At 67.6% G+C, this 21,285-nt stretch carries 22 protein-coding genes; 11 read left to right on the top strand and 11 right to left on the bottom strand.

What is annotated here, in order from left to right:
- Positions 1-13: 13 nt before the first annotated feature.
- Entirely contained in the window at positions 14-835 is an 822-nt protein-coding gene (locus tag ACK4MH_RS00975) for a hypothetical protein (protein WP_409713415.1), read from the bottom strand.
- A 322-nt stretch (positions 836-1,157) separates the two neighbouring features.
- Here ACK4MH_RS00975 and ACK4MH_RS00980 point away from each other — a divergent pair, with 322 nt between their 5' ends.
- The 4 genes from ACK4MH_RS00980 (at position 1,158) to ACK4MH_RS00995 (ending at position 3,590) form a co-directional block, all read left to right on the top strand.
- On the top strand, positions 1,158-1,400 hold the full coding sequence (locus ACK4MH_RS00980) for a hypothetical protein (protein WP_409713418.1): 243 nt from the start codon (positions 1,158-1,160) through the stop codon (positions 1,398-1,400).
- A 135-nt stretch (positions 1,401-1,535) separates the two neighbouring features.
- Positions 1,536-2,033: a GAF domain-containing protein gene (locus ACK4MH_RS00985; protein WP_409713421.1), complete on the top strand. Its 498-nt coding sequence runs from the start codon at positions 1,536-1,538 to the stop codon at positions 2,031-2,033.
- A gap of 46 nt (positions 2,034-2,079) precedes the next feature.
- On the top strand, positions 2,080-2,757 hold the full coding sequence (locus ACK4MH_RS00990; RefSeq protein WP_409713424.1) for an SDR family NAD(P)-dependent oxidoreductase: 678 nt from the start codon (positions 2,080-2,082) through the stop codon (positions 2,755-2,757).
- Positions 2,757-3,590, top strand: coding sequence for an HpcH/HpaI aldolase/citrate lyase family protein (locus tag ACK4MH_RS00995; protein ID WP_409713427.1), 834 nt, complete (start codon positions 2,757-2,759; stop codon positions 3,588-3,590). The genes ACK4MH_RS00990 and ACK4MH_RS00995 overlap by 1 nt, the downstream gene beginning before the upstream one ends.
- Before the next feature lie 61 nt (positions 3,591-3,651).
- Here ACK4MH_RS00995 and glyS read toward each other — a convergent pair whose 3' ends face one another.
- The 7 genes from glyS to ACK4MH_RS01030 all read right to left on the bottom strand — a co-directional run bounded on the left by glyS (position 3,652) and on the right by ACK4MH_RS01030 (position 12,986).
- The gene (glyS, locus tag ACK4MH_RS01000; RefSeq protein ID WP_409713430.1) at positions 3,652-6,012 is read right to left on the bottom strand and encodes a glycine--tRNA ligase subunit beta; all 2,361 of its coding nucleotides are present in this window, start codon (positions 6,010-6,012) and stop codon (positions 3,652-3,654) included.
- Positions 6,012-6,392: a hypothetical protein gene (locus tag ACK4MH_RS01005; protein ID WP_409713433.1), complete on the bottom strand. Its 381-nt coding sequence runs from the start codon at positions 6,390-6,392 to the stop codon at positions 6,012-6,014. Before ACK4MH_RS01005 ends, glyS begins: the two co-directional genes overlap by 1 nt.
- Positions 6,389-7,282: a glycine--tRNA ligase subunit alpha gene (locus ACK4MH_RS01010; protein ID WP_409713436.1), complete on the bottom strand. Its 894-nt coding sequence runs from the start codon at positions 7,280-7,282 to the stop codon at positions 6,389-6,391. Before ACK4MH_RS01010 ends, ACK4MH_RS01005 begins: the two co-directional genes overlap by 4 nt.
- A gap of 112 nt (positions 7,283-7,394) precedes the next feature.
- Positions 7,395-8,297, bottom strand: a complete 903-nt coding sequence (locus ACK4MH_RS01015; protein WP_409713440.1) for a fasciclin domain-containing protein — start codon at positions 8,295-8,297, stop codon at positions 7,395-7,397.
- Positions 8,298-8,505: 208 nt separating this feature from the next.
- Entirely contained in the window at positions 8,506-9,378 is an 873-nt protein-coding gene (locus ACK4MH_RS01020) for a 4-(cytidine 5'-diphospho)-2-C-methyl-D-erythritol kinase (protein ID WP_409713442.1), read from the bottom strand.
- Between the two features lie 5 nt (positions 9,379-9,383).
- Complete coding sequence (locus ACK4MH_RS01025; RefSeq protein WP_409713445.1) at positions 9,384-11,267, bottom strand: tetratricopeptide repeat protein; 1,884 nt, start codon at positions 11,265-11,267, stop codon at positions 9,384-9,386.
- Positions 11,268-11,330: 63 nt separating this feature from the next.
- Positions 11,331-12,986 (bottom strand): electron transfer flavoprotein-ubiquinone oxidoreductase, encoded by a 1,656-nt coding sequence (locus ACK4MH_RS01030; RefSeq protein WP_409714007.1) that lies wholly within the window; start codon positions 12,984-12,986, stop codon positions 11,331-11,333.
- Between the two features lie 196 nt (positions 12,987-13,182).
- On the opposite strand from ACK4MH_RS01030, the gene ACK4MH_RS01035 reads away from it, so the two are divergent.
- On the top strand, positions 13,183-13,995 hold the full coding sequence (locus tag ACK4MH_RS01035; protein ID WP_409713448.1) for a uracil-DNA glycosylase family protein: 813 nt from the start codon (positions 13,183-13,185) through the stop codon (positions 13,993-13,995).
- Positions 13,996-14,079: 84 nt separating this feature from the next.
- The gene (locus ACK4MH_RS01040) at positions 14,080-15,777 is read left to right on the top strand and encodes a lytic transglycosylase domain-containing protein (protein ID WP_409713451.1); all 1,698 of its coding nucleotides are present in this window, start codon (positions 14,080-14,082) and stop codon (positions 15,775-15,777) included.
- Here ACK4MH_RS01040 and ACK4MH_RS01045 read toward each other — a convergent pair.
- From ACK4MH_RS01045 to ACK4MH_RS01055, 3 genes are read right to left on the bottom strand one after another with little or no spacing between them, the layout of a single operon-like run.
- Positions 15,774-15,905 (bottom strand): hypothetical protein, encoded by a 132-nt coding sequence (locus tag ACK4MH_RS01045; RefSeq protein WP_409713454.1) that lies wholly within the window; start codon positions 15,903-15,905, stop codon positions 15,774-15,776. The genes ACK4MH_RS01040 and ACK4MH_RS01045 overlap by 4 nt on opposite strands.
- A gap of 57 nt (positions 15,906-15,962) precedes the next feature.
- Positions 15,963-16,619, bottom strand: a complete 657-nt coding sequence (locus tag ACK4MH_RS01050; RefSeq protein ID WP_409713457.1) for a glutathione S-transferase family protein — start codon at positions 16,617-16,619, stop codon at positions 15,963-15,965.
- Positions 16,620-16,648: 29 nt separating this feature from the next.
- Positions 16,649-16,969 (bottom strand): DMT family transporter, encoded by a 321-nt coding sequence (locus ACK4MH_RS01055; RefSeq protein ID WP_409713460.1) that lies wholly within the window; start codon positions 16,967-16,969, stop codon positions 16,649-16,651.
- Between the two features lie 154 nt (positions 16,970-17,123).
- On the opposite strand from ACK4MH_RS01055, the gene purB reads away from it, so the two are divergent.
- The 5 genes from purB to ACK4MH_RS01080 all read left to right on the top strand — a co-directional run bounded on the left by purB (position 17,124) and on the right by ACK4MH_RS01080 (position 21,261).
- On the top strand, positions 17,124-18,422 hold the full coding sequence (purB, locus tag ACK4MH_RS01060) for an adenylosuccinate lyase (RefSeq protein ID WP_409713463.1): 1,299 nt from the start codon (positions 17,124-17,126) through the stop codon (positions 18,420-18,422).
- 4 nt (positions 18,423-18,426) lie between these two features.
- Positions 18,427-19,158, top strand: a complete 732-nt coding sequence (locus ACK4MH_RS01065) for a 2OG-Fe(II) oxygenase (RefSeq protein WP_409713466.1) — start codon at positions 18,427-18,429, stop codon at positions 19,156-19,158.
- On the top strand, positions 19,155-19,667 hold the full coding sequence (locus ACK4MH_RS01070) for a DNA-deoxyinosine glycosylase (RefSeq protein WP_409713469.1): 513 nt from the start codon (positions 19,155-19,157) through the stop codon (positions 19,665-19,667). The genes ACK4MH_RS01065 and ACK4MH_RS01070 overlap by 4 nt, the downstream gene beginning before the upstream one ends.
- A 12-nt stretch (positions 19,668-19,679) precedes the next feature.
- Positions 19,680-20,522: a formyltetrahydrofolate deformylase gene (gene purU / locus ACK4MH_RS01075; RefSeq protein ID WP_409713472.1), complete on the top strand. Its 843-nt coding sequence runs from the start codon at positions 19,680-19,682 to the stop codon at positions 20,520-20,522.
- A gap of 106 nt (positions 20,523-20,628) precedes the next feature.
- Complete coding sequence (locus ACK4MH_RS01080; RefSeq protein ID WP_409713475.1) at positions 20,629-21,261, top strand: fasciclin domain-containing protein; 633 nt, start codon at positions 20,629-20,631, stop codon at positions 21,259-21,261.
- The last annotated feature ends 24 nt before the right edge of the window (positions 21,262-21,285 follow it).

The following is a 21,285-nucleotide window of genomic DNA, read 5'->3' on the forward strand; positions in this document are numbered from 1 at the left end:
GCGCTTGCAGGACCTAGTCCAGTCTCTCTTTGAGAGTGCCAGACACGACGTATCGCTCGCCGTCGAATGGCAGACGGATCGTGCGTGGCGCCTCCGGTTGGTCTGCCGTGCGGCACTCTCCGCTCTTGGCTTCGCTCGAAGTGCTATGCGTCCGGCGCTCCAGCACAGAAATGTCCTGCCCGCGCGGGCCGGGGATCATTCGCAGGATGCGCTCGATCACGTCGGTCTGGCCGGCGCAGGACAAATCCCATTCCCCGACGCTGCGAAAGACCATCAGATCTTCGAGGACTGGCGCAAGCCTGCCGCCTCGCACCTCATACAGGGACAACGTCGTCTCCCGGAAGGGATTGGGACGTGAACTGCCCTCCCATTCGCGTCTCACGCCGAACGCCAGTCGATCCGGCTGAAGCCGGTAGGCGGCGGTGTCGAACGCGACGCTGGATATCCGAACGGCGTCGTCATCCATGGCGTGGGGAAGGCGAAGGCGTTGGCGCGGCGTTCCGGTGGCTTCATCGACGACGAGGAGATCCAGATCCCCCCAGGTTTCGTCTGAACTGACCTGAGCGATGAGCGGAACGGCCACCAACAGCAGGCCCGGCTGGCCACGCCAACGCCGACACACCATGGCGTGCGGATTGATGGACGACGGGGATGGAAGCGTGAGGGTGCGGTCGCCTACGCGCACAGCGCGCTCGCCTTGCGCAATGGCGTTGGGGTAGGCCTGGCGCACGATCCTGGCGGCGTTGCCGCACTCTTGATCCTGCGGATTGGCCAGTGCTGGGACGCTCAACGCCAGCGCCAGTGCAACCAGACTCCATTGGCTGATCATCCGCATGGTCCTCTCCTCTCGCAGGCTACGACCCCGCATGGTTCCATCTAGCCTCGCAAACGATACAGTACGCTACGCGTGCAATCGTTTACCCAGCACTCTCCGTGCAGGCGCAAGTTTCCCAAAGGATCGCCTGATTTGTCGTCGTCAGGGTCGGCATCCAAGTGCCGTTTGTCTGACCCTGGGTCGCAGGCTGGTTAGGCGCTCGCACAGTCTAACCAAAGAAGACGCGGTCTGAAGTAGAGCGATTAACGCCCATTACAGGTTGATAGAAATGCAATCTTGTGTCGCAATCTCCACGGGAGATTGGCTCCCTTGGAGGACTGACATGAAATCGATCCGCTCAAATATGGTTCGCCTCAGCGCAGCCGTTGCGATGACCATGGCCGCCACATTCGTTTCAACGGGAACCGCCTCTGCCAATCCCGGCGACCCCGTATGCATCATGCCGCCCGATGATTACTGCACTTTACTGGGCGGATACACTTTCGGCACCAGCGCTTGGCGGGACTGCTATCGACGGGCCAGCGAACTCTACTACGGAGAATATTGCAACGGCACTGAGTCGTAGTCGCGGCCTTGATGGTACGGGGCCGTCATCCTTCGGGTGGCGGCCCTATTTTCATGTAGAGCCATCTCCTTAGCCCCTCCCCTTCACGCCAAGCCCCTCCTATATCGCCAGCCTGTATCCTCTCGGAGTTCCCCCATGGCCTATGTCGCCCGCACCGATCGTCCCTCGGACAAGGCCGCGCGCTATCTGGAGGTCGAGGCGGAGATCCTGGCCGTGCTGGAGGGGGAGCCGAACGTGACGGCGCGGATGGCGACGGTGGCGTCGATGCTGGCGGATGCGTTCGAGCATTATTTCTGGACCGGCTTCTATGTCGTGGCGCCGGACAAGGAAAACGAGCTGGTGGTCGGGCCGTATCAGGGGACGCTGGGGTGTCTGCGGATCGCGTTCGGACGCGGGGTGTGCGGGACGGCGGCGGCGACGCGCCAGACGCAGTTGGTCGAGGACGTTCACGCCTTTCCCGGTCACATCGCCTGCGACAGCCGCTCGGCCAGCGAGATCGTGGTGCCGGTGCTGGACGCCTCGGGCGCGCTGATCGCGGTGCTGGACGTGGATGCGACGACGCCCGCCGCCTTCGATGCCGAGGATCAGGTCGCGCTGGAGCGGTTGATGGCGCGGGTGTTCGCGGCCGGTTGATCGCACGGTCAGCGCCTCTATGGTCCCCGGCGACATGGAGGATCGGATGACACAGCGGACAGTCGCAATCACGGGCGGGCATGGCGTCCTGGGCCGCGCGGTGCTGGAGGCGGCGCTGAAGGCCGGCTGGCAGGTCGCGGTCATCGATCATGCGGCGGGCCATCCCGTGCCGCAGGGCGTGCTGGAGGTCGGCGGGGTCGATCTGACGGACGCGGATCAGGCGCAAGGCGCGATCGATACGGTCATCGCGCGGTTCGGGCGGCTGGACGCCCTGCTGAACATCGCCGGGGGCTTCGTCTGGCAGACGACCGACGATGCGGAGCCGGCCTGGGCGCGGATGCAGGCGCTGAACGTCACGACGGCCGTCAACGCCAGCCGCGCGGCACTGGACGCGCTGAAGGCCTCGCCCGACGGACGGATCGCCAATGTCGGGTCGGCCGCCGCGCTGAAGGCCGGGGCCGGCATGGGGCCCTATGGGGCGGCCAAGGCCGGGGTCCACGCCCTGACCCAGGCCCTGGCCGAAGAGCTGAAGACCACCCACGTCACCGTCAACGCCGTCCTGCCCTCCATCATCGACACGCCCGCCAACCGCAAGGACATGCCCGACGCCGATCCGGCGACCTGGGTCGCGCCGGCCGATCTGGCGGCGGTGATCCTGTTCCTCGCCTCGCCCGAGAGCCGGGCCATGACCGGCGCCCTGATCCCCGTCACGGGCCGCGTCTGATGCGGAGCGACCGGGTCCGCAGCGTCCTTTATCTGCCCGCCTCCAATGCGCGGGCGATCGAGAAGGCGCGGACGCTGGACTGCGATGTCGCCGTGCTGGATCTGGAGGACGCGGTGGCGCCCCAGGCCAAGGCCGATGCGCGCGCCGCCGCCGTCGAGGCCGTTCGCGGCGGCGGTTTCGGGCCGCGCCTGGGCGTGCGGATCAATGGGCTGGACACCGAGTGGGGGCTGGACGATCTGGCGGCGATGAAGGCGGCGGGGGCCACGCTGGTCGTCGCGCCCAAGGTGGAGACGCCAGAGGCGGTCCACGCCCTGTCCGCCGGCCTGGCCAAGGGGTGCGCCCTGTGGGCCATGATCGAGACGCCGCGCGCGCTGACGGCCCTGGCCGACATTGCATCCGCAGATGGGGCGCTGGATGGGCTGATGCTGGGGGTCAACGACCTGGCCAAGACGCTGGGGACCGGGGCGTCTGCGGATCGCGAGCCGTTCAAGCCTTGGCTGGCCCTGCTGGTCGCCGCCGCGCGGGCCAATGGCTTGCTGGCCATCGACGGGGTGTTCAACCGGATCGACGATGCGGACGGGCTGGCGGCCGAGGCATTGCAGGGACGGCTGTATGGGTTCGACGGCAAGAGCCTGATCCACCCGTCCCAGATCGCCGGGGCCAACGCCGCCTTCTCGCCGTCGGGCGCCGAGATCGCCCACGCCCGCGCCGTCATCGCCGCCTTCGCCGCGCCGGACGCCGAGGGCCAAGGCGCGATCCGCGTGGACGGGGCCATGGTCGAGCGGCTGCATCTGGAGCAGGCTCAGGCGCTGCTGGCGCGGGCGGACGGCTGACCGCACCAACGGCGCTTTCGCAACCCGCGCCTCGCCTCGTCTGTACCCGAGAGGCTCTCCCCTACCCCGCGATCTGACCGAAGTCCGCGACCTGGCCCATCACGTCGCGCACCTGGCCCAGCAGCTTCAGGCGGTTGTCGCGTTCGGCGGGGACGTCGGAGTTGACCAGCACGTCCTCGAAGAACCGGTCCACCGGGGCGCGCAAGGCCGCCAGGGCGGTCATGGCGGCGGCGAAGTCCTCGGTCTCCAGCGCGGCCGCGACGGCGGTGCGGGCGGCGCCGACGGCGAAGGCCAGGACGGTCTCGGGCTCGGGCTGGTTCGGCAGGCCGGTCTGGACCATGCCGGTCGGAACCGGTCCCTTCTTCTCCTCGGCGCGGAGGATGTTGGAGGCGCGCTTGTAGCCGGCCAGCAGATTGGCCCCGTCGTCCGTGGCGAGGAAGGCGGCCAGCGCCTCCACCCGACGCACGATGCGGACGAGGTCGTCGTCGCCCAGGGCGAAGACGGCGGCGACGAGGTCGTGGCGTTGGCCTTGGTCGCGGAGGAGGACGGTTAGGCGGTCGGCGAAGAAGGCGAGCACATCAGCCTTCAAAGGCATCAACCAAGCTAGAGGCGCACCATCAGCCCATTTGGCCGCAGACTTTCCTTCCACTTCACGGAAAACGTCGGCTATCGCTTCAAGCTGAGCGAGTGGTTCGTCGCTCTCCATTATGCTTTTGCCTATGGCCGCAGGCAGAGCAGGATTGGTAACCGCCAGTTCTACTTTGGCCGCCGCCAAATGCGCAGGACCGTAGAGGAAGAGGTCGAGAACCTGTTCAGTCCTCAACCCCAAACGCACGCCATTCTCAAGCAATAGCCGGATCACGCCCAACGCCGCTCTCCGCAACGCGAACGGGTCCTTCGAGCCCGTGGGCTTTTCGTCGATGGCGAAGAAGCCGACCAGGGTGTCCAGCTTGTCGGCCAAAGCGACGGCGACCGTGACCGGGGCGGTCGGGACCGTGTCGGCGGGGCCTTGCGGCTTGTAGTGGTCGCGGACGGCGTCGGCGATGCGGTCGCGTTGCTCACGGCCCCACCCGCGGTCGGCTTCGCCTCCCGGTCCCTCCCCATGAAGGGGAGGGAGAGGATCGGGCGCGGATTCTCCCTCCCCTTCATGGGGAGGGACGGCGGAGCGCAGCGACGCCCGGGTGGGGAAGTTCGTTGCGGTGCGGGCGTAATAGCCGCCCATGATCCCCTGAAGTTCTGGGAATTCGCTGACCATGCCCGACAGCAGGTCGGCCTTGGACAGGCGCGCCGCCATCTCGGCCTCGTCCGCGTCGGCGCCGACCAAGGGGGCGATCTCGCGGGCAAGCGCAGCGATGCGCTCGACGCGCTCGGCCAGGGTGCCCAGTTTGGCGTGGAAGGTGACGCCGGACAGTTTGGCGTTCCAGGCGTCGAAGCCGACCTTCTGGTCCTCGTCCCAGAAGAAACGGGCGTCGTTCAGGCGGGCGGACAGGACTCTGGAGTTGCCGGCGGCCAGGGCCTTGCCGCCGTCGGTGGCCTCGACATTGGCGACGACCAGGAAGTTGGGGGCCAGGCCGTCCTTGGACGGATCGCGGACGGCGAAATACTTCTGGTGCACCTTCATCGACAGGCGCACGACCTCGGGCGGCAGGGCCAGGAACTGCGGGTCCATGTCGCCCAGGATCGGGGTCGGCCATTCGGCCAGACCCGCCACCTCGTCCAGCAGGCCGTCGTCATCGACCAAGGCCAGGCCCCGCGCGGCGCAGGCGGCCTTGGCCTGTTCCAGAATGCGCAGCTTGCGGTCGGCTGCGTCGATCAGGACGAATTTCTTCTCCAGCTGGGTGCGGTAGTCGACGAAGTCGCTGACCTTCAGCGGCTGGCCCGAGCCCATGAAGCGGTGACCCTCGGTGATGGCGTCGGATTGGATGCCATCGATCTCGAACGGCACGACCTTGCTGTCGAAGATGCACAGGATGCGCTTGATCGGACGGACCCAACGCAGCGTGCCGGAACCCCAGCGCATCGACTTGGGCCAGGGGAAGGTGCGGACGACATGGTCCACCGTCTCGGCGACAAGATCGGTGGTGGCGCGGCCCTTGGACGACAGGACGGCGAACAGGACGCCGTCGCGCTCGGTCAGTTGATCGCGGGTCAGGCCGGTCTTGCGCAGGAAACCTTCCAGCGCCTGTTCCGGGGCCGAGGCGCGCGGGCCTTTCAGCTCTTCCTCGCGGTCGGGCGTGGCGACGGGCAGGCCGTCGATGACCAGGGTCAGACGGCGCGGACCGGCATAGGTCGTCAGGGCGTCCCAGGTCAGGCCGGCGGCCTTCAGCCGGTCGGAGACCATGCGGTCGAGGTCGCGCGCGGCGCCCTGCTGCATGCGGGCGGGGATTTCTTCGGAGAAGATTTCGAGAAGAAGCTGGGGCATCAGTCGGCGGACTCTTCGGTCGTGGCGGCAGACCGCATCAGGGTGAGGGCGACGTCCCGCAGGGCCAGCGGCGCGTCAGCCGCGCCCGACTCTGCGCTGAAGGCGATGTTCAGCAGGAAGGGGCGCGGAGCCAGAAATGCGTTCTGCAGGATGTCGAACCACTCGGCGCTGACCACGACCACGCCGCGCCAGCCGCCGGGCTGTGAGGTCAGATGGCCGCTCAGATCATCGGCGGGGCGGACGATGCGAACCTCGGCCCACGACTCCTGGCCTTCGATTTCCACACGGCCGCTGGAGAACAGCGAGATCGCCTCGCCGGGGTGCTGCTCCAGATTGATGTCGGCCAGATCGAAGGAGAGAATTCCAGAGACAGTGCTCACGACGCGGCCTTTTCATTTTCGACATAGGCCAGAGCGCAGGCTTTGCAGAGGTCGCGGATGCGGCCGATGTAGCTCTGGCGTTCGGCGACGGCGATGGCGCCGCGGGCGTCCATCAGGTTGAACAGGTGGCTGGCCTTCAGGACCTGGTCGTAGGCGGGCAGGACCAAAGGCTGGCCTTGCGGGCCACGCATGTCCAGCAGGCGCTGAACTTCAGACACCATGTCCTCGAACCGGCGCTTCAGCCCGTCCACGTCATAGCCGTGGAAGTTGGCTTCCGACTGCTGGCGCTCGTTCTCCAGGAAGACCTCGCCGTAGGTCAGCCCCTCCTTGGTGAACTTCAGGTCATAGACGTTGTCCACGCCCTGAACATACATGGCCAGACGCTCCAGCCCGTAGGTCAGTTCGCCCGAGACCACATCGACCTCGATGCCGCCGACTCCCTGGAAATAGGTGAACTGCGTCACCTCCATCCCGTCGCACCAGACCTCCCAGCCCAGACCCCAGGCGCCCACGGTCGGGTTCTCCCAGTCGTCCTCGACGAAGCGGATGTCGTGCAGTTTCGGATCGATCCCAATGGCCGCCAGCGAGCCCAGATACAGCTCCTGAAGGTTGTCCGGGTTCGGCTTCAGAATGACCTGGTATTGGTAATAGTGTTGGAGGCGGTTCGGGTTTTCGCCATAGCGACCGTCGCCGGGGCGGCGGCTGGGCTGGACATAGGCAGCCTTCCACGGCTTGGGCCCGAGCGCGCGCAGGACCGTGGCGGGGTGCAGGGTGCCGGCCCCGACCTCGATGTCATAGGGCTGAAGAATGGCGCAGCCCTGCTCGCCCCAATAGCGGTGGAGCGTCAGGATCAGGTCCTGAAACGCGAGCGGCTCGGTAGAGGGGGTCAAATCGGGCTCGTGGGGAGGGGTGCAAAAAAGACGGCGGACCATAGGGCCCGCCGCCTTCCGCTTCAACACGCTACCAAGCGAGCGCGTGGGTGACCCGTATTATCGCCCCATCTTATTGGGGAGTCGGGTTGGCTTCGTCGCCGCCGTCAGCGGCGGGATCGGCCGCATCGACCGGAGGCGTGGCCGAGGGATCGACCTGACCGTCGGTCGGATTGGCGACCGGGGGCGAGGCCGTGGTGGTGGTCGCGGCAGCCGGTTCACCCGTCGGGGTCGTAGCCGGGGCGGCCGGGGCGGCGGCTTCTGCAGGTGCAGCCTCTTCAGCCGGAGCAGCGGCTTCAGCCGGGGCGGCGGCCTCTTCATCGCCCATGGCGGCCATGGAGTTCGCCGGGTTCAGGACCTGGTCGATCGGGAAGATGGCGCCGTTCGAGGCGTCCAGTTCGGCGCTGACCACCGTGGCGCCGTCAGCCTTGATGGCCGAGCCGGTGCCGTCCAGCAGGATTTGGCTCTCGGCGGCGGTCGGAACGCCGCCCTTCTTGCCCATGATCTGGTCGGGCGTCACGTCGGCGACGATGACGTGATACAGCAGCAGCTGACGCAGTTCGGCGGCGTTGGCCGGATCCATCAGACGCGTGCGGTCGGCCTCCGGCAGGGCGGCGAAGGCCGCGTCGGTCGGGGCGAAGATCGAAATGGCCGGGCGCGTCGCCAGGGTGTCGGTCAGTTGCGCAGCATCGAGGGCCGCCAGAAGGGTGGTGAACTGACCACTCGCTTTCAGCTTGTCGACGACGGTCTCGCCGGCGGCCGGCGTAGCGGCCTGGGCGACATCCGTTGCGGCTGGCGCTGCGGCTTCAGCGGCCGGCGCCGATGACGCGGGCGCGGCAGGCATGGACGTATCAGTCTGCGGCACGGGGGCCTCGGCCGGGGCGGGCGAGGTCGGCGGGGTGACGTCCTGAGCGAAGGCGGGAGCGGCCATCAGGGTGACCACGGCGGTTGCGGCAAGCAGTTTTGCACGAAGCATGACGGTATCCTTTTTCTGTTTGAGGATCGCCATGAGGGGAGCGGCGACCCGTTCCAGTCATCGGAACTGCGGACTCAAATCAGAACGCCGTGATCTGGTTCCGAGACATCGAAACAATTCGTAACGATTGTGATGATCAAGGCGAGACCTTGGCGATATCGGCGTTCCACAGGGCGAATGGCCAGTATTCGGCCACAAACCTGGAACGCTACTGAAGGGCTAACCGCGTTGCTGTGACCCAGGCGTGGGGATGAGCGGCAGTCAGCGCTCGCGCCGCCGCCTGGGCCGCCGCCTCGGTGAGATACAGGCCGAACACCGTCGCGCCCGAACCGGACATGCGGGTCAGGGCCACATCCGGCGTGGCGGAGACGGCGGCGAGGGCGTCCGCGATGGCGGGCGTCAGGGCCAGGGCGGGCGGCTGGAGGTCGTTGCGCTGAACCGACAGCCAGTCGATCACGGCGGCGACGGACCAGTCGTGCGGCGGATCCGGTCGGTCGGCCGAACGCATCGGCCCGGCATCATAGGCGCGATAGACGGCGCCGGTCGGCGACGGGACGCCGGGGTTGAACAGGACGGCCGGCAGCGGCGACAGGCGCGGTTCGTCGGTCAGCACATCTCCCCTGCCCTCGGCCCAGGCGGTGCGCATGCGCAGGCACATGGGGCCGTCCGCACCCACGACGCCGGCGACCACCTCAAGCGCCGCATCGTCGATGTCCAGCGACAGGGCTTGCCGCGTCAGCTTCACCGCCGCGCCCGCGTCGGACGACCCGCCGCCCAGCCCGGCCGCGATGGGCAGGCGCTTGTCCAGCGTCACCTTCAGCTTCGGCTCGCCCGTTCCCGCGACTTCGCCCAGGCGCCGAAGGGCGCGCAGGATTAGGTTGTCGGGCGTAGCCCCCAGCGCCTCGCCGAACGGCCCGGTCACATTTAGAGACAGGCTGTCGGCCGGTTCGACCGAAACCTGGTCGCCCACATCGGCGAAGGCGACCAGGCTGGTCAGCGGGTGATAGCCGTCGGCGTCCACCGCCCCGACATGCAGGAACAGATTGATCTTGGCCGGAGCCAGGGCGGTCAGCGCGGGCATGGAAACTATTGAGAAACGCCCTGGGCGGGCGCGGCGCCGTCCAGCCCATTGGCGATCTTGCGCTCGACATCGGCGCGGCGCTCGGGTTCGGGCTCCAGCACCAGGACGCGGTTCCACAGCCACACGGCCTCGCGTTCGCGGCCCACCCGCCAATAGGCGTCGCCGAGGTGATCGTTGATCTCGGCGTTGGACGGCTCCTTGTCGACGGCCTGCTCCAGGGTGTCGACGGCGGTTTCGAACTGGCCTTGTTTGAACTGGGCCCAGCCCAGAGAATCCTGGATGTTGCCGTTTTCGGGCTCCAGCGCATGGGCGCGGGCGATCATCTCGGCGCCCTCCTGAACCCGCAGGCCCTTGTCGACCCACAGATAGCCCAGGTAGTTCAGCATGTCGGCGTCATTGGGCGCGGTCTGGAGCGCGGCCCACAGTTCGGCCTCGGCCTCGGACGTGCGGCCCAGCGCCTCATAGGCGGCGCCGCGCAGGAAGTGGACGCTGGCGCCCTGATCGGCGGTGTTCAGCACCGGCCCGTCCAGCAGGGTCAACGCCTCGTCATGCTGTTTCAGCTGCATCAACTGACCCGCCAAAACCAGGGCGATCCGGCGGTCGTCGGGGCTGGCGGCGGCCGCGCGGCGCAGTTCGGCCAGGGCGTTGTCCGACTGGCCGTCCTCTTCCAGCGCAATGGCCAGTTGGGCGCGGGCGGCGGCGTAGAGCTGAGGATCGTCGGTCCCGACGCGCGAAAGGGCGCTGCGGGCCGCCGACTTCAGACCGGCGCGCGACAGGACCTGGGCCAGCTGGAACTCGGTCTCGTCATCGTCGTGCAGGTTCTGCGCGAGCCGCAGATAGACGGCGGCGAACTCATTGCCGCGCTCGGCCGACGCCTGGGCGGCGGCGGTGATCAGGCCCTGGGCCGCGCCTTCGCGGAAGTCGGGCAGGACCGGGGGCCGACCGCCGTCGCGCACACGCTGCAACGCGCGGACGACGCCGGGATCGACCGGCTGAACCGCGATCGCGGCCTCATACAGGGCGATGGCGTCGTCGCGACGGCCGCGTCGTTCCATGAACTCGCCATAGGGGCGTTTGAACAGGGCGCCGACCCCGGCCACGTCGGCGGCGGCCTTCAACTCGACCTCGGCCTCGGCATAGTCGCGGCGCTTTTCCAGCAGGGCGGCGCGGTTCATCCGGGCGAAGGCCAGGGTCAGGGGATCGCCGCTGATCGGGGCAGGCTGAAGCGCGCGGGTCCAGTCCCCGGCCGCCGCCGCAATCCACGGCGCGACCAGCAGGCCGGCGCGGGCATGGGGGGCGCCGATGGGTTGCTGGGCCAGGGCGGCGTTGGACGTCCTGGCGTCGCCGCGCACGAAGTCCTGAACCAGCCGGACCAGGCGTCCGCCCTCGACGAAGGCGGGCGAGGCGGTCGCATCGGTGGGCGCAAGTGCGGCCGCCACGTCCAGATCGCCGGTCAGCAGGGCCGATGTGAAGGCCTGTTCGCGCACGCGCGGCTGCTCGGGAACCAGTTGCTCGGCCTGGGCGAGATAGTCCGAGCCGGTCGCGCCCTCGCCCTGCATCAGGGCCAGCTTGCCCGCCAGATACAGGCCATAGGCGCTGCGGCCCTCGGCGTTCGTGGGGATCGGCGCCCAGACCGCAGGGATGGGCGGCGTGACCGGGGTATCGGTGATGATGATGAAGGGATCGGGTGCGGCGTCCTGGCTGGACGGCGCCTGATCCGAAGGCGCCTGGCCCGGCGTCGGCTCGCCTGGCTTGAGGATGATCGCCGGCGGATGGGTTTCCGGCGTCGGCGCGGCAGGCGGGGTTTCCTGTGCGCCGGCCTGTCCGGCCATGGCCAGGGCGAGAACGGTCAGGGAGGCGGCGAAGAGGCGCGAACGGGAGGCGATCATGCCTCGACCCTTCACGCTTTTGCGGCGGCGGGCAAGGGCGGAACGCGCCCCTGCCCCGTTCCGTCACATGTTCGGATAGTTGGGACCGCCGCCGCCCTCGGGCGTAGTCCAGACGATGTTCTGCGACGGATCCTTGATGTCGCAGGTTTTGCAGTGGACGCAGTTCTGGGCGTTGATGACGAAACGCGGATCGGTCTTGGCGACCTCGTCCGCATAGACGACCTCATAGACGCCCGCCGGGCAATACAGCCGCGCCGGTTCGCCGTATTTGGGCAGGTTGACCTGGATCGGCTTGGACGGGTCCAGCAGCTTCAGGTGCGCGGGCTGGTCCTCGGCGTGGTTGGTGTTCGAGATGAACACCGACGACAGCTTGTCGAACGACAGCTTCCCGTCCGGCTTGGGATACTTGATCTCCTTGTGATCGACGGCCAGCCCGGTCGAGGCGGCGTCGGTCTTTTCGTGCTTCAGCGTCGGGATCGGCGACCAACCGCCCAGCAGGGTCCGGCACCACATGTCGAACATGCCAAACGCCCCGCCCAGGGTCGTGCCGAACTTGCTCAGCAGGGGCTTGGCGTTCTTGACGACCGACAGCTCCTTGTAGACCCAGCTCTTTTCGAAGGCGGTCTGGTATTCGACCAGTTCGTCGCCGCCGCGTCCGGCCTGAACCGCGTCATAGGCGGCGTCGGCGGCCAGCATGCCGGTCTTCATCGCATTATGGCTGCCCTTGATACGGGGCACGTTCACGAAGCCGGCCGAACAGCCGATCAGGACGCCGCCGGGGAAGCTGAGTTTCGGGATCGACTGCAGACCGCCCTCGGTGATGGCCCGCGCGCCGTACGAGATGCGCGTGCCGCCTTCCAGATGCGGGGCGATAGACGGGTGGTGCTTGAAGCGCTGGAACTCGTCGAACGGCGACAGGAACGGGTTCTTGTAGTTCAGGTGAACGACGTAGCCGATGGCCACGTAGCGGTCGCCGAAATGATACAGGAAGCTGCCGCCGCCGGTGTGCTCGTCCAAGGGCCAGCCGGTGGTGTGCTGGGCCAGGCCGGGCTGGTGCTGCTCGGCAGGCACCTGCCACAGCTCCTTCAGGCCGATGCCGTATTTCTGGGGCGACTTCCCGTCCTGAAGCCCGTGCTTGGCGATGATGGTCTTGGCCAGGGAGCCGCGCACGCCCTCGGCGATGAAGACATATTTGCCGTGGAGTTCGATGCCGGGCTGGAAGTCGTCGGTGGGCTTGCCCTCGCGGTCGATGCCGAAGACGCCGGCGACGACGCCCTTGACCCGACCCGTCTGTTCTTCCCAGACGACGTGGCTGGCGGCCATGCCGGGATAGACCTCGACGCCCAGGGCCTCGGCCTGTTCGCCCAGCCAGCGTGTGACATTGCCCAGCGAGGCGATGTAGCAGCCGTGGTTGTGCATGAAGGGCGGCAGCAGGGGCATGGGCAGAGGAGCCTCGCCCTGCGGGCCCAGCAGCAGGAACCTGTCCTTGGTGACCGGGGTCTCCAGCGGGGCGCCGCGGTCCTTCCAGTCGGGGAAGAGCTCGTTCAGCGCCTTGGGATCGATCACGGCGCCGGACAGGATATGGCCGCCGACCTCGGCGCCCTTTTCCAGCACCGCGACGGTGATTTCCTTGCCGTCCTTTTCCGCCCGCTGCTTCAGGCGGATGGCCGCCGACAGGCCGGCGGGGCCGCCGCCGACGATGACGACGTCATACTCCATGACCTCGCGCTCGACGCCGGCTAGCGCCTCCAGCGGCGGCAGATTGTCGATGATCGCTTCCTGGCGGGCGTTCTCTGCGCCGCCCTCGATGGCTTCTTCGGCCATGTCTTCCCCTGAAATCCAGCTTGTTCGTGTGGTTATGACGCTTATCGGAAGGTGACGCGAGGGCGGTCAAGGCCTATCGGTAGCCCGAGACATGAACGCGCAACCCCACGACATCGCTGCAGTCGAAAGCCTGCTCGCCTTCTGGCGGGATGCGGGGGTGGACGCCTGCTATGGCGATGCGCCCGTCGACCACACCCATGTGGCCCCGCCGCCGGCCGTCAAGGCGGTGCAGAAGGCGACCGCCTCGGTCGTCATGCCGCTGGCCGGCGCCAACGCCGAGGACGCCATCGCCGAGGCGCGAAGAGTGGCCGCGGGCGCGGCGACCCTTCAGGATATGGCGGCGGCCGTCGCGGCGTTCGAGGGCTGTCCCCTGCGCGGCATGGGCGCGACCCAATCGGTGTTCGGACGCGGCAATCCCAACGCCTCGGTCCTGATCATCGGCGAAGGCCCCGGCGGGGACGAGGACCGGATGGGTCAGCCCTTCGTCGGCAAGGCCGGTCAACTGCTGGACCGGATGCTGGCGGCAGCAGGCCTGACCGACAAGGTCTTCATCACCAACACCGTCTTCTGGCGCCCGCCCGGCAATCGCACGCCCAGCCCGCAGGAGCAGGCGGTCTGCGCCCCCTTCGTGGAGCGCGCCTTCGCCCTGTTGCAGCCCAAGGCCGTCCTGCTGCTGGGCGCGGCCTCGGCCAAGTCCGTGCTCCAGGCCGAAGAGGGGATCATGAAGCTGCGCGGCAATTGGAAGGAATGGCGTCTGGCGGAGGGCGCGGTGTCTGCCCCCGTCATGCCGACCCTGCATCCGGCCTTCCTGCTGCGTCAGCCCCAGGCCAAGCGTCAGGTGTGGAGCGACCTGCTGTCGCTGGCCGTTCGCCTTGAAACGGACTCGGTTGAAGAACAAGGATAATCGCGGCATGCTGGCATGCTGACGACCGATCGCCATACACGCGCACGTATTTTACGCGCGTCGCCAACGAGGGGGCCGCCGCTTATGTTTCTGTTCCGCCGCGCGTTCCTCGCGCCGACGCTTGCTGTTGCTTTCAGCGCCTTGGCGGGCGCGGCCATCGCCGAAACGCCTTACGCATCAACCGCCGAATCGAGCGCCGGTTCCAATCGGCTCTCGGCGCTCAGCTCTGCGGACCGCCTCTCCTACACCACCGCCTTCGACGCCCTGCGGCGCGGCGACATCGAGACCGCCCGCGCCTCGGCGCGTCAGGCGCAGGACCGGGTCCTGCTGGGTCAGGTCGAGTTCGAAAGCCTGTTCCACCCCGATCACGTCGCCACCTACGAAGAGCTGACGGCCTGGCTGGAGACCTATTCCGACCTGCCGTGCGCGGACCGCGTCTATACGCTGGCCCTGCGTCGCCGCCCCGACGGCGCGCCCGAGCCGGTGCGGCCGGGGGGCGTGATCGGCCGCACCTGGAACAGTCTGGTGACGGCTGTCTCCGGCGGCGGCGGGGTCGACGATCCGGCGAAGGCGGCCCGCGTCGCCTACAACAACGACGACCTGACCGGCGCCTCGGCCATGGGCCGCCAGATCGGCGACTGGTGGACGGTCGGCCTGGCCGAATGGCGCCTGGGCCAGTTCCACGAATCCTTCGCTGCCTTCGAGCGGGTGGCCAACGATCCGACCGAAGACCCCTGGGTCCGCGCCGGCGCCGCCTATTGGACCGCGCGCGCGGCCGGACAGTCGGGCCGTCAGGATCGGGTGACCGACTATCTGCGCCTGTCGGCCCAGTGGCCCGCCACCTTCTATGGTCAGATCGCCCTGCGTCAGCTGGGCGAGGAACCCGTCATCGAGAACATGGGGCCGCGCGCCTATGAGGCCGAGCCGCGCCTGCGCCGCGCCGCCTATGTGCCCCAGAGCGCCGCCGTCGAGCCGACCGCGCTGGAAGCCTTCGTCCAAGCCGATGCCCGCGCCAAACGCACCGTCGCCTTCTACGAGGTCGGACGCCGCGCCGACGCCGAGACCGAGCTGCGTTCCGGCTTGCGCACCGCCGTCGGCGATGCGGCCAAGATGTGGACGGCCCTGGCGCGCGCCATCATGCCGGTCGGCAATGCGGACGCCACGCGCATCGACGCGACCCGCTATCCGATGCCGGACCTTGCGCCCGAAGGCGGCTTCGTCATCGAGAAGGCGCTGGTCTATGCGCTGGCGCTGAAGGAAACCGACTTCAATCCCAACGCCCGGTCCAGCGTCGGCGCCTATGGCATAATGCAGGTGATGCCGACGACGGCGGCTGAGATGACGGGGGATCGCACTTTCGTTTCCGACCCGTCCAAACTGCTGGTCCCGGCGGTGAACATGCGTTTGGGCCAGACCTACATCAACCGGATGCTGGCCCTGCCGGCCTTCCAAGGCGACCTGCTGCGGGCCGTGGCCTCCTACAACGCCGGGCCGGGCCCTATGCTGTCGGCGGTGCGCAAGCTGGGCCCGGACGCCGATCCCCTGCTGCTGATCGAGACCATCGACGTGCCCCAGGCGCGCGATTACGTCGAAAAGGTCATGGCCAGCTACTGGATCTATCAGCGCCTGTTCGGCGGCCCGCTGAAGACGCTGGACGCCCTGGCCTCGGGCGCCCGGTCCGTGCCCATGGCTCTGGACTATGTCGCGCCGCCGCCCCAGACGCAGCCGGGGGCCCAGCCGGTGCTGATCGCCGAAGCGACCACCGTCGCCGGCGTACGCTAGAAGACCGTAAACAGCAGGCTGGCCCAGAAGGCCGCGCCGATCAGAGCCGCCAGACCATAGCCCATGACCGGATGAATGCCGCGCGAGGCGGGTTCGGCCGGATGGGTCTGGAGGGTCGGCCTTTTCATTCCCCACAGATAACGGCGTCCGCTTAATGCAGCGTCAGCCGGGATGGTTTTCGCCCGTTAAGCCCCCGTCGAAGCCAAGGCGTCGGCCTCCCATTGGCGGAAGTCGGGATGGGCCAGCAGGGTGTCGGCGTAGGCTTGGGCCGTCCCGTCATCGCCGTGGGCCGCCAGGTCCAGCTGGAAATGGCGAATGCGTGCGGCGACCGGCGTGAAGAAGGCGTCCGGCACAGACCATTCTCCGGACAGATAGGGCCCGCCGCCGCCAAACCGGTCGCGCATGCCCCGCCACAGTTCGACGATGCGGCGCAGGTCCTTGTCCAATCCCGGATGTTGCGGCGCGGGGGCCCGGCTGGGGCCGACCATCCAGTGATCGGGCCCCGTCGAACAGGCGGTTCGCAAGGCGTTGAAACCGCCGTGCATCTCGCAGGCTGCAGACCGCGCCAGCCAGCGCGCATGGGCGTCGGCAGGCCAGAGCCGCGCCTCGGGATAGCGTTCCGCCGCCCACACGGCGATGGCCATCGAGTCCCAGATCACCTCGCCGTCGACCTTCAACACCGGGACTTGGCCGGTGGGCGAATGCTCGCGGATCCGGCGATCCGTGTCCGGTCGATTCAGCGGCACGACGATCTCGTCGAACGACGCGCCGCAGTGTTTCAGCACCAGCCAGGGTCGCAACGACCATGTCGAATAGGCCTTGTCGCCGATCACCAGTTCCATGTCGTCCTCATCTTGGAAAGCTGCGGCCATCAATGGCTGGACGCCAGCTTCAGCACAACCAGGCCCGAGGCCACCAGGACCACGCCCGCAATCCTGAGCGGCGTCAGCGGCTCGCCCAGGAAGACCGCACCGACCACGAAGGCGCCCACCGCCCCGATGCCGGTCCAGATGGCGTAGGCCGTGCCCAGCGGCAGGGTCTTCATCGCCATAGACAGCAGGCCGAACGATCCGATCATGAAGACCACCATGCCGACGGTCGGCCAAGGCTTGGTGAAACCCGCCGACGCCTTCATCAGAAAAGCCCAGACGACTTCGAGCAGGCCGGCGAAAAGAAGGAATATCCAGGCCATGACGTTCTCCCTTGCATGGCGAGCCGGGTCGTCCCGGCGGTCATGCCCGATGAAGGGAGAGGTCGTCCTCTAGGTCGATAATCTGGGACAGGCCGGCGGGAAGTCAAGCGACGAACCTTGACTCCGAGCCCCTTGAGACCGACACGACCGGCCCATGATCACGCGCTATTCCCGCCCCGTCGCCGCCGCCATCTGGTCGCAAGAGACCAAGTACAAGATCTGGTTCGAGATCGAGGCCCACGCCGCCACCAAGATGGCCGAGCTGGGCGTCATCCCCCAGGACGCCGCGGACGCCATCTGGGCCAAGGGCAAGGACGCGACCTTCGACGCCGACCGCATCGACGAGATCGAACGCACCACCAAGCACGACGTCATCGCCTTCCTGACCCATGTGTCGGAAATCGTCGGCGAGGAAGCCCGCTTCCTGCACCAGGGCATGACCTCGTCCGACGTGCTGGACACCTGTTTCGCGGTCCAGCTGGCCCGGTCGTCGGACCTGCTGATCGACGGCGTCGACCGCGTCCTGGCCGCGCTGGAGACCCGCGCCAAGGAGCATAAATACACCCCGACCGTGGGCCGCAGCCACGGCATCCACGCCGAGCCCGTGACCTTCGGCCTGAAGCTGGCCGGTTATCACGCCGAGTTCCAGCGGGCCAAACGCCGCCTGATCACCGCCAAGGAAGAAATCGCCACCTGCGCCATCTCCGGCGCCGTGGGCACCTTCGCCAATGTCGATCCGGCCGTCGAACAATACGTCGCCGATCAGATGGGCCTGCAGGTCGAGCCGGTCTCGACCCAGGTCATCCCGCGCGACCGCCACGCCGCCTTCTTCGCCGCCCTCGGCGTCGTCGCCTCCTCGATCGAACGTCTCGCCACCGAGATACGCCACCTTCAGCGCACCGAGGTGCTGGAGGCCGAGGAGTTCTTCGACAAGGGCCAGAAGGGCTCGTCGGCCATGCCGCACAAGCGCAACCCCATCCTGACCGAGAACCTGACCGGCCTGGCCCGTCTGGTCCGCTCGGCGGTGGTGCCGGCCATGGAGAACGTCGCCCTTTGGCATGAGCGCGACATCAGCCATTCGTCGGTCGAACGCGGCATCGGCCCGGACGCCACCATCCACCTGGACTTCGCCCTGCAACGCCTGGCCAATGTGGTCGAGCGGCTGAACGTCTATCCCGAGAACATGCAGAAGAACATCGACCGCCTGGGCGGTCTGGTTCACTCGCAACGGGTCATGCTGGCCCTGACCCAGGCCGGCATCTCGCGCGAAGACGCCTATGCCGCCGTGCAGGAGAACGCCATGAAGGTCTGGCGCGGCGAAGGGGTCTTCATCGACTTCCTGAAGGCCGACGACCGCGTCTCCCTGCCCGCTGACCAGCTGGAAGCCCTGTTCGACCTCGACTACCACACCAAGAACGTGGACGTGGTGTTCAAGCGGGTGTTCGGAGACTGACGCCATGAGCGAGCGCACGATCCGGCTCAATCCCCGGCTCGATCCCCGCGACTATGCAGCGGCCTATGCGCGCGACGGCATGGTGCAGGTGCCCAACCTGCTGGACGAGGCCAGCGCTGAATGGCTGGAGCTCGCGCTGGAACATGACACGGCCTGGAGCCTGGCGCTGCCCACGGCGAAGGGCGGGGAGTTGATCTCTCCGCAAGAGATTGCGGCGCTGGGCCGCGACGAACTGAACGCACGCATGCAGGCCGCCTTGCGCAAGGGCCGCGACGGCTTCTCCTTCGTCTATCTGGCCTATCCCGTCATTAAGGCCTTCCTGACGGGGGAGGACCAGGGCCATGCGACCCACGTCCTGATCCAGTTCTTCAACGACACTCCCTTCATCGAGTTCGCCAAGGCCGTCACCGGCGAAATCGCCCTGACCAAGATCGACGCCCAGGCGACCTGGTTCCGGCCCGGCGACTTCCTGACCCAGCATGACGACACCGGCGTGGGCGAACGGCGCGCGGCCTATACGCTGGGCCTGTCGCGCGACTGGCGGCCCGACTGGGGCGGTCAACTGATGTTCCACGACGCGAACGGGGACATCGAGCGCGGCTTCAAGCCCGGCTTCAACGTCTGGACCGTGTTCAAGACGCCCCGGATGCACTCCGTCGCGCCGGTCGCCGCCTATGCCGGCGGCAAGCGTCGCTCGATCACCGGCTGGCTGCGCGACGATCCGCCGGTTAAGTGACCGACCGCTCGACCGGCGACCGCAGACAGGGCTTCGCCCCCGTCGTTGATGGGGAGACCCGCCTGCTGATCCTCGGCAGCCTGCCCGGCGACGCGTCGCTGAAGGCGGCCCAGTATTACGCCCATCCCCGCAATGGCTTCTGGCCCCTGATTGGAGGGGTGCTGGGCGAAGGCTTGGCCGCCCTGCCCTATGAGCAACGCCTCGAACGGTTGAAGGCGCGAGGCGTCGGTCTGTGGGACGTAATCGCCTCGGCGGAACGGTCGGGCAGTCTGGACGTGGCGATCCGGTCGCCGGAGGCGGCCGACTTGCGGGGTCTGGTCGAAAGCCTGCCGGAGCTGAGAGCCGTCGCCTTCAACGGCGGGCTGGCGGCCAAGCTCGGACGGCGCATTCTGAGCGATCTGGATAGCATCGCCTTGGTCGATCTGCCGTCGTCTAGCCCCGCCCATGCAATATCCTTGTCGGCAAAGGCGGACAGCTGGGCCATACTGGGGCAGTTTCTCCCCGGATAAGCCTGCCGCCTGATGATCCTCACCCTATCCTGCCCCGACCGCCACGGCATCGTCGCGGCCGTTTCCGCCTTCCTGCTGGAGCGGGACGCCAACATTTCCGATGCACAACAGTTCGGCGACGCCTCCAGCGCCACCTTCTTCATGCGGGTGGTGTTCGAACCGGCGGAAGGCGACCCGGAGGCGGCGATCCGCGCAGCCTTCGCACCCTTGGCCGAGCGGTTCGCCATGGACTGGACCCTGCGCGGTTCCGCGCCGCGCCGGGTGATGATCCTGACCTCCAAGTTCGATCACTGTCTGGCGGACCTACTGTACCGCTGGCGCATCGACGAACTGCCGATGCAGGTGACGGCGGTCGCGTCGAACCATCCCCGCGAGCAGATCGGCCATGTCGACCTTGGCGACCTGCCCTTCCATCACCTGCCGGTCAGCGCGGCCGACAAGCCGGCGCAGGAGGCCGAACTGCTGCGGCTGATCGAGGAGACGGGGACCGAACTGGTCGTGCTGGCGCGCTATATGCAGATCCTGTCGGACGACCTCAGTCGCAAGTTGGAGGGGCGCTGCATCAACATCCACCACTCCTTCCTGCCCGGCTTCAAGGGCGCGCGGCCGTACCATCAGGCCCATGCGCGCGGCGTGAAAGTGATCGGGGCCACCGCCCACTACGTCACCCCCGACCTGGACGAAGGCCCCATCATCGAACAGGACGTCGAGCGGATCAGCCACCGCGACACGCCCGAAGATTTGATCCGCAAGGGGAGAGATATCGAGCGCCGCGTCCTGGCGCGCGCCGTGCGTCGTCATCTGGAGGACCGCGTTTTGCTGCACGGCACAAAGACGGTGGTGTTCGAAGACTGAATGGTGAAGCTGCGATGTCTTGACGCGGGCAGTGCATCCATTGTGCGGTTTCGCGCGTAACGTTCCCGTTACCGCCTTGAGAGCGGCCCAAAGGGAACGAAACACAATGACCAATCTTCGCAATCTCATGCTCGTCGCCGTATCGGGCGGCGCGCTGATGGCGCTAGGCGCCTGCGGCAACAACGAGCCGGCCGCCACGACCCCGGCGGAATCGACCGCCATGGCCCCGGCCGAGGGCGCCGCCATGGCTCCCGCGACCGATCCGATGGTCGGCGGCGCCGCCATGAGCCCCAACGAGACCATCGTCGCCAATGCGTCCAAGGCGTCGAACCTCAGCACCCTGGTGTCGGCCGTGACCGCCGCCGGTCTGGTCGAGACCCTGCAGGGCCCCGGCCCCTTCACCGTCTTCGCGCCTGACAACGCCGCCTTCGAGAAGATCCCCGAGGCGACGCGCACCAGCCTGATGCAGCCGGCGATGAAGGCCGACCTGACCAAGATCCTGACTTACCACGTGGTCGCCGGTCGTCTGACGGCCGCCGACATCGCAGCCCAGGCCCAGGCCAACGGCGGCACCGCCACGCTGAAGACGGTTCAGGGCGAAGAACTGAAGGTTTCGGCCGGCTCGAACAACACCTGGGTCATCACCGACGCCAAGGGCGGCACGTCCACGATCACCCAGGCCGACGTGGGTCAATCCAACGGCGTGGTCCACGTCGTGGACACGGTTCTGATGCCGTAAAAAATATTTGGTTTCGGGCGGAAA

The sequence above is a fragment of the Brevundimonas sp. genome (assembly GCF_046295075.1).
Lineage (GTDB): Bacteria > Pseudomonadota > Alphaproteobacteria > Caulobacterales > Caulobacteraceae > Brevundimonas.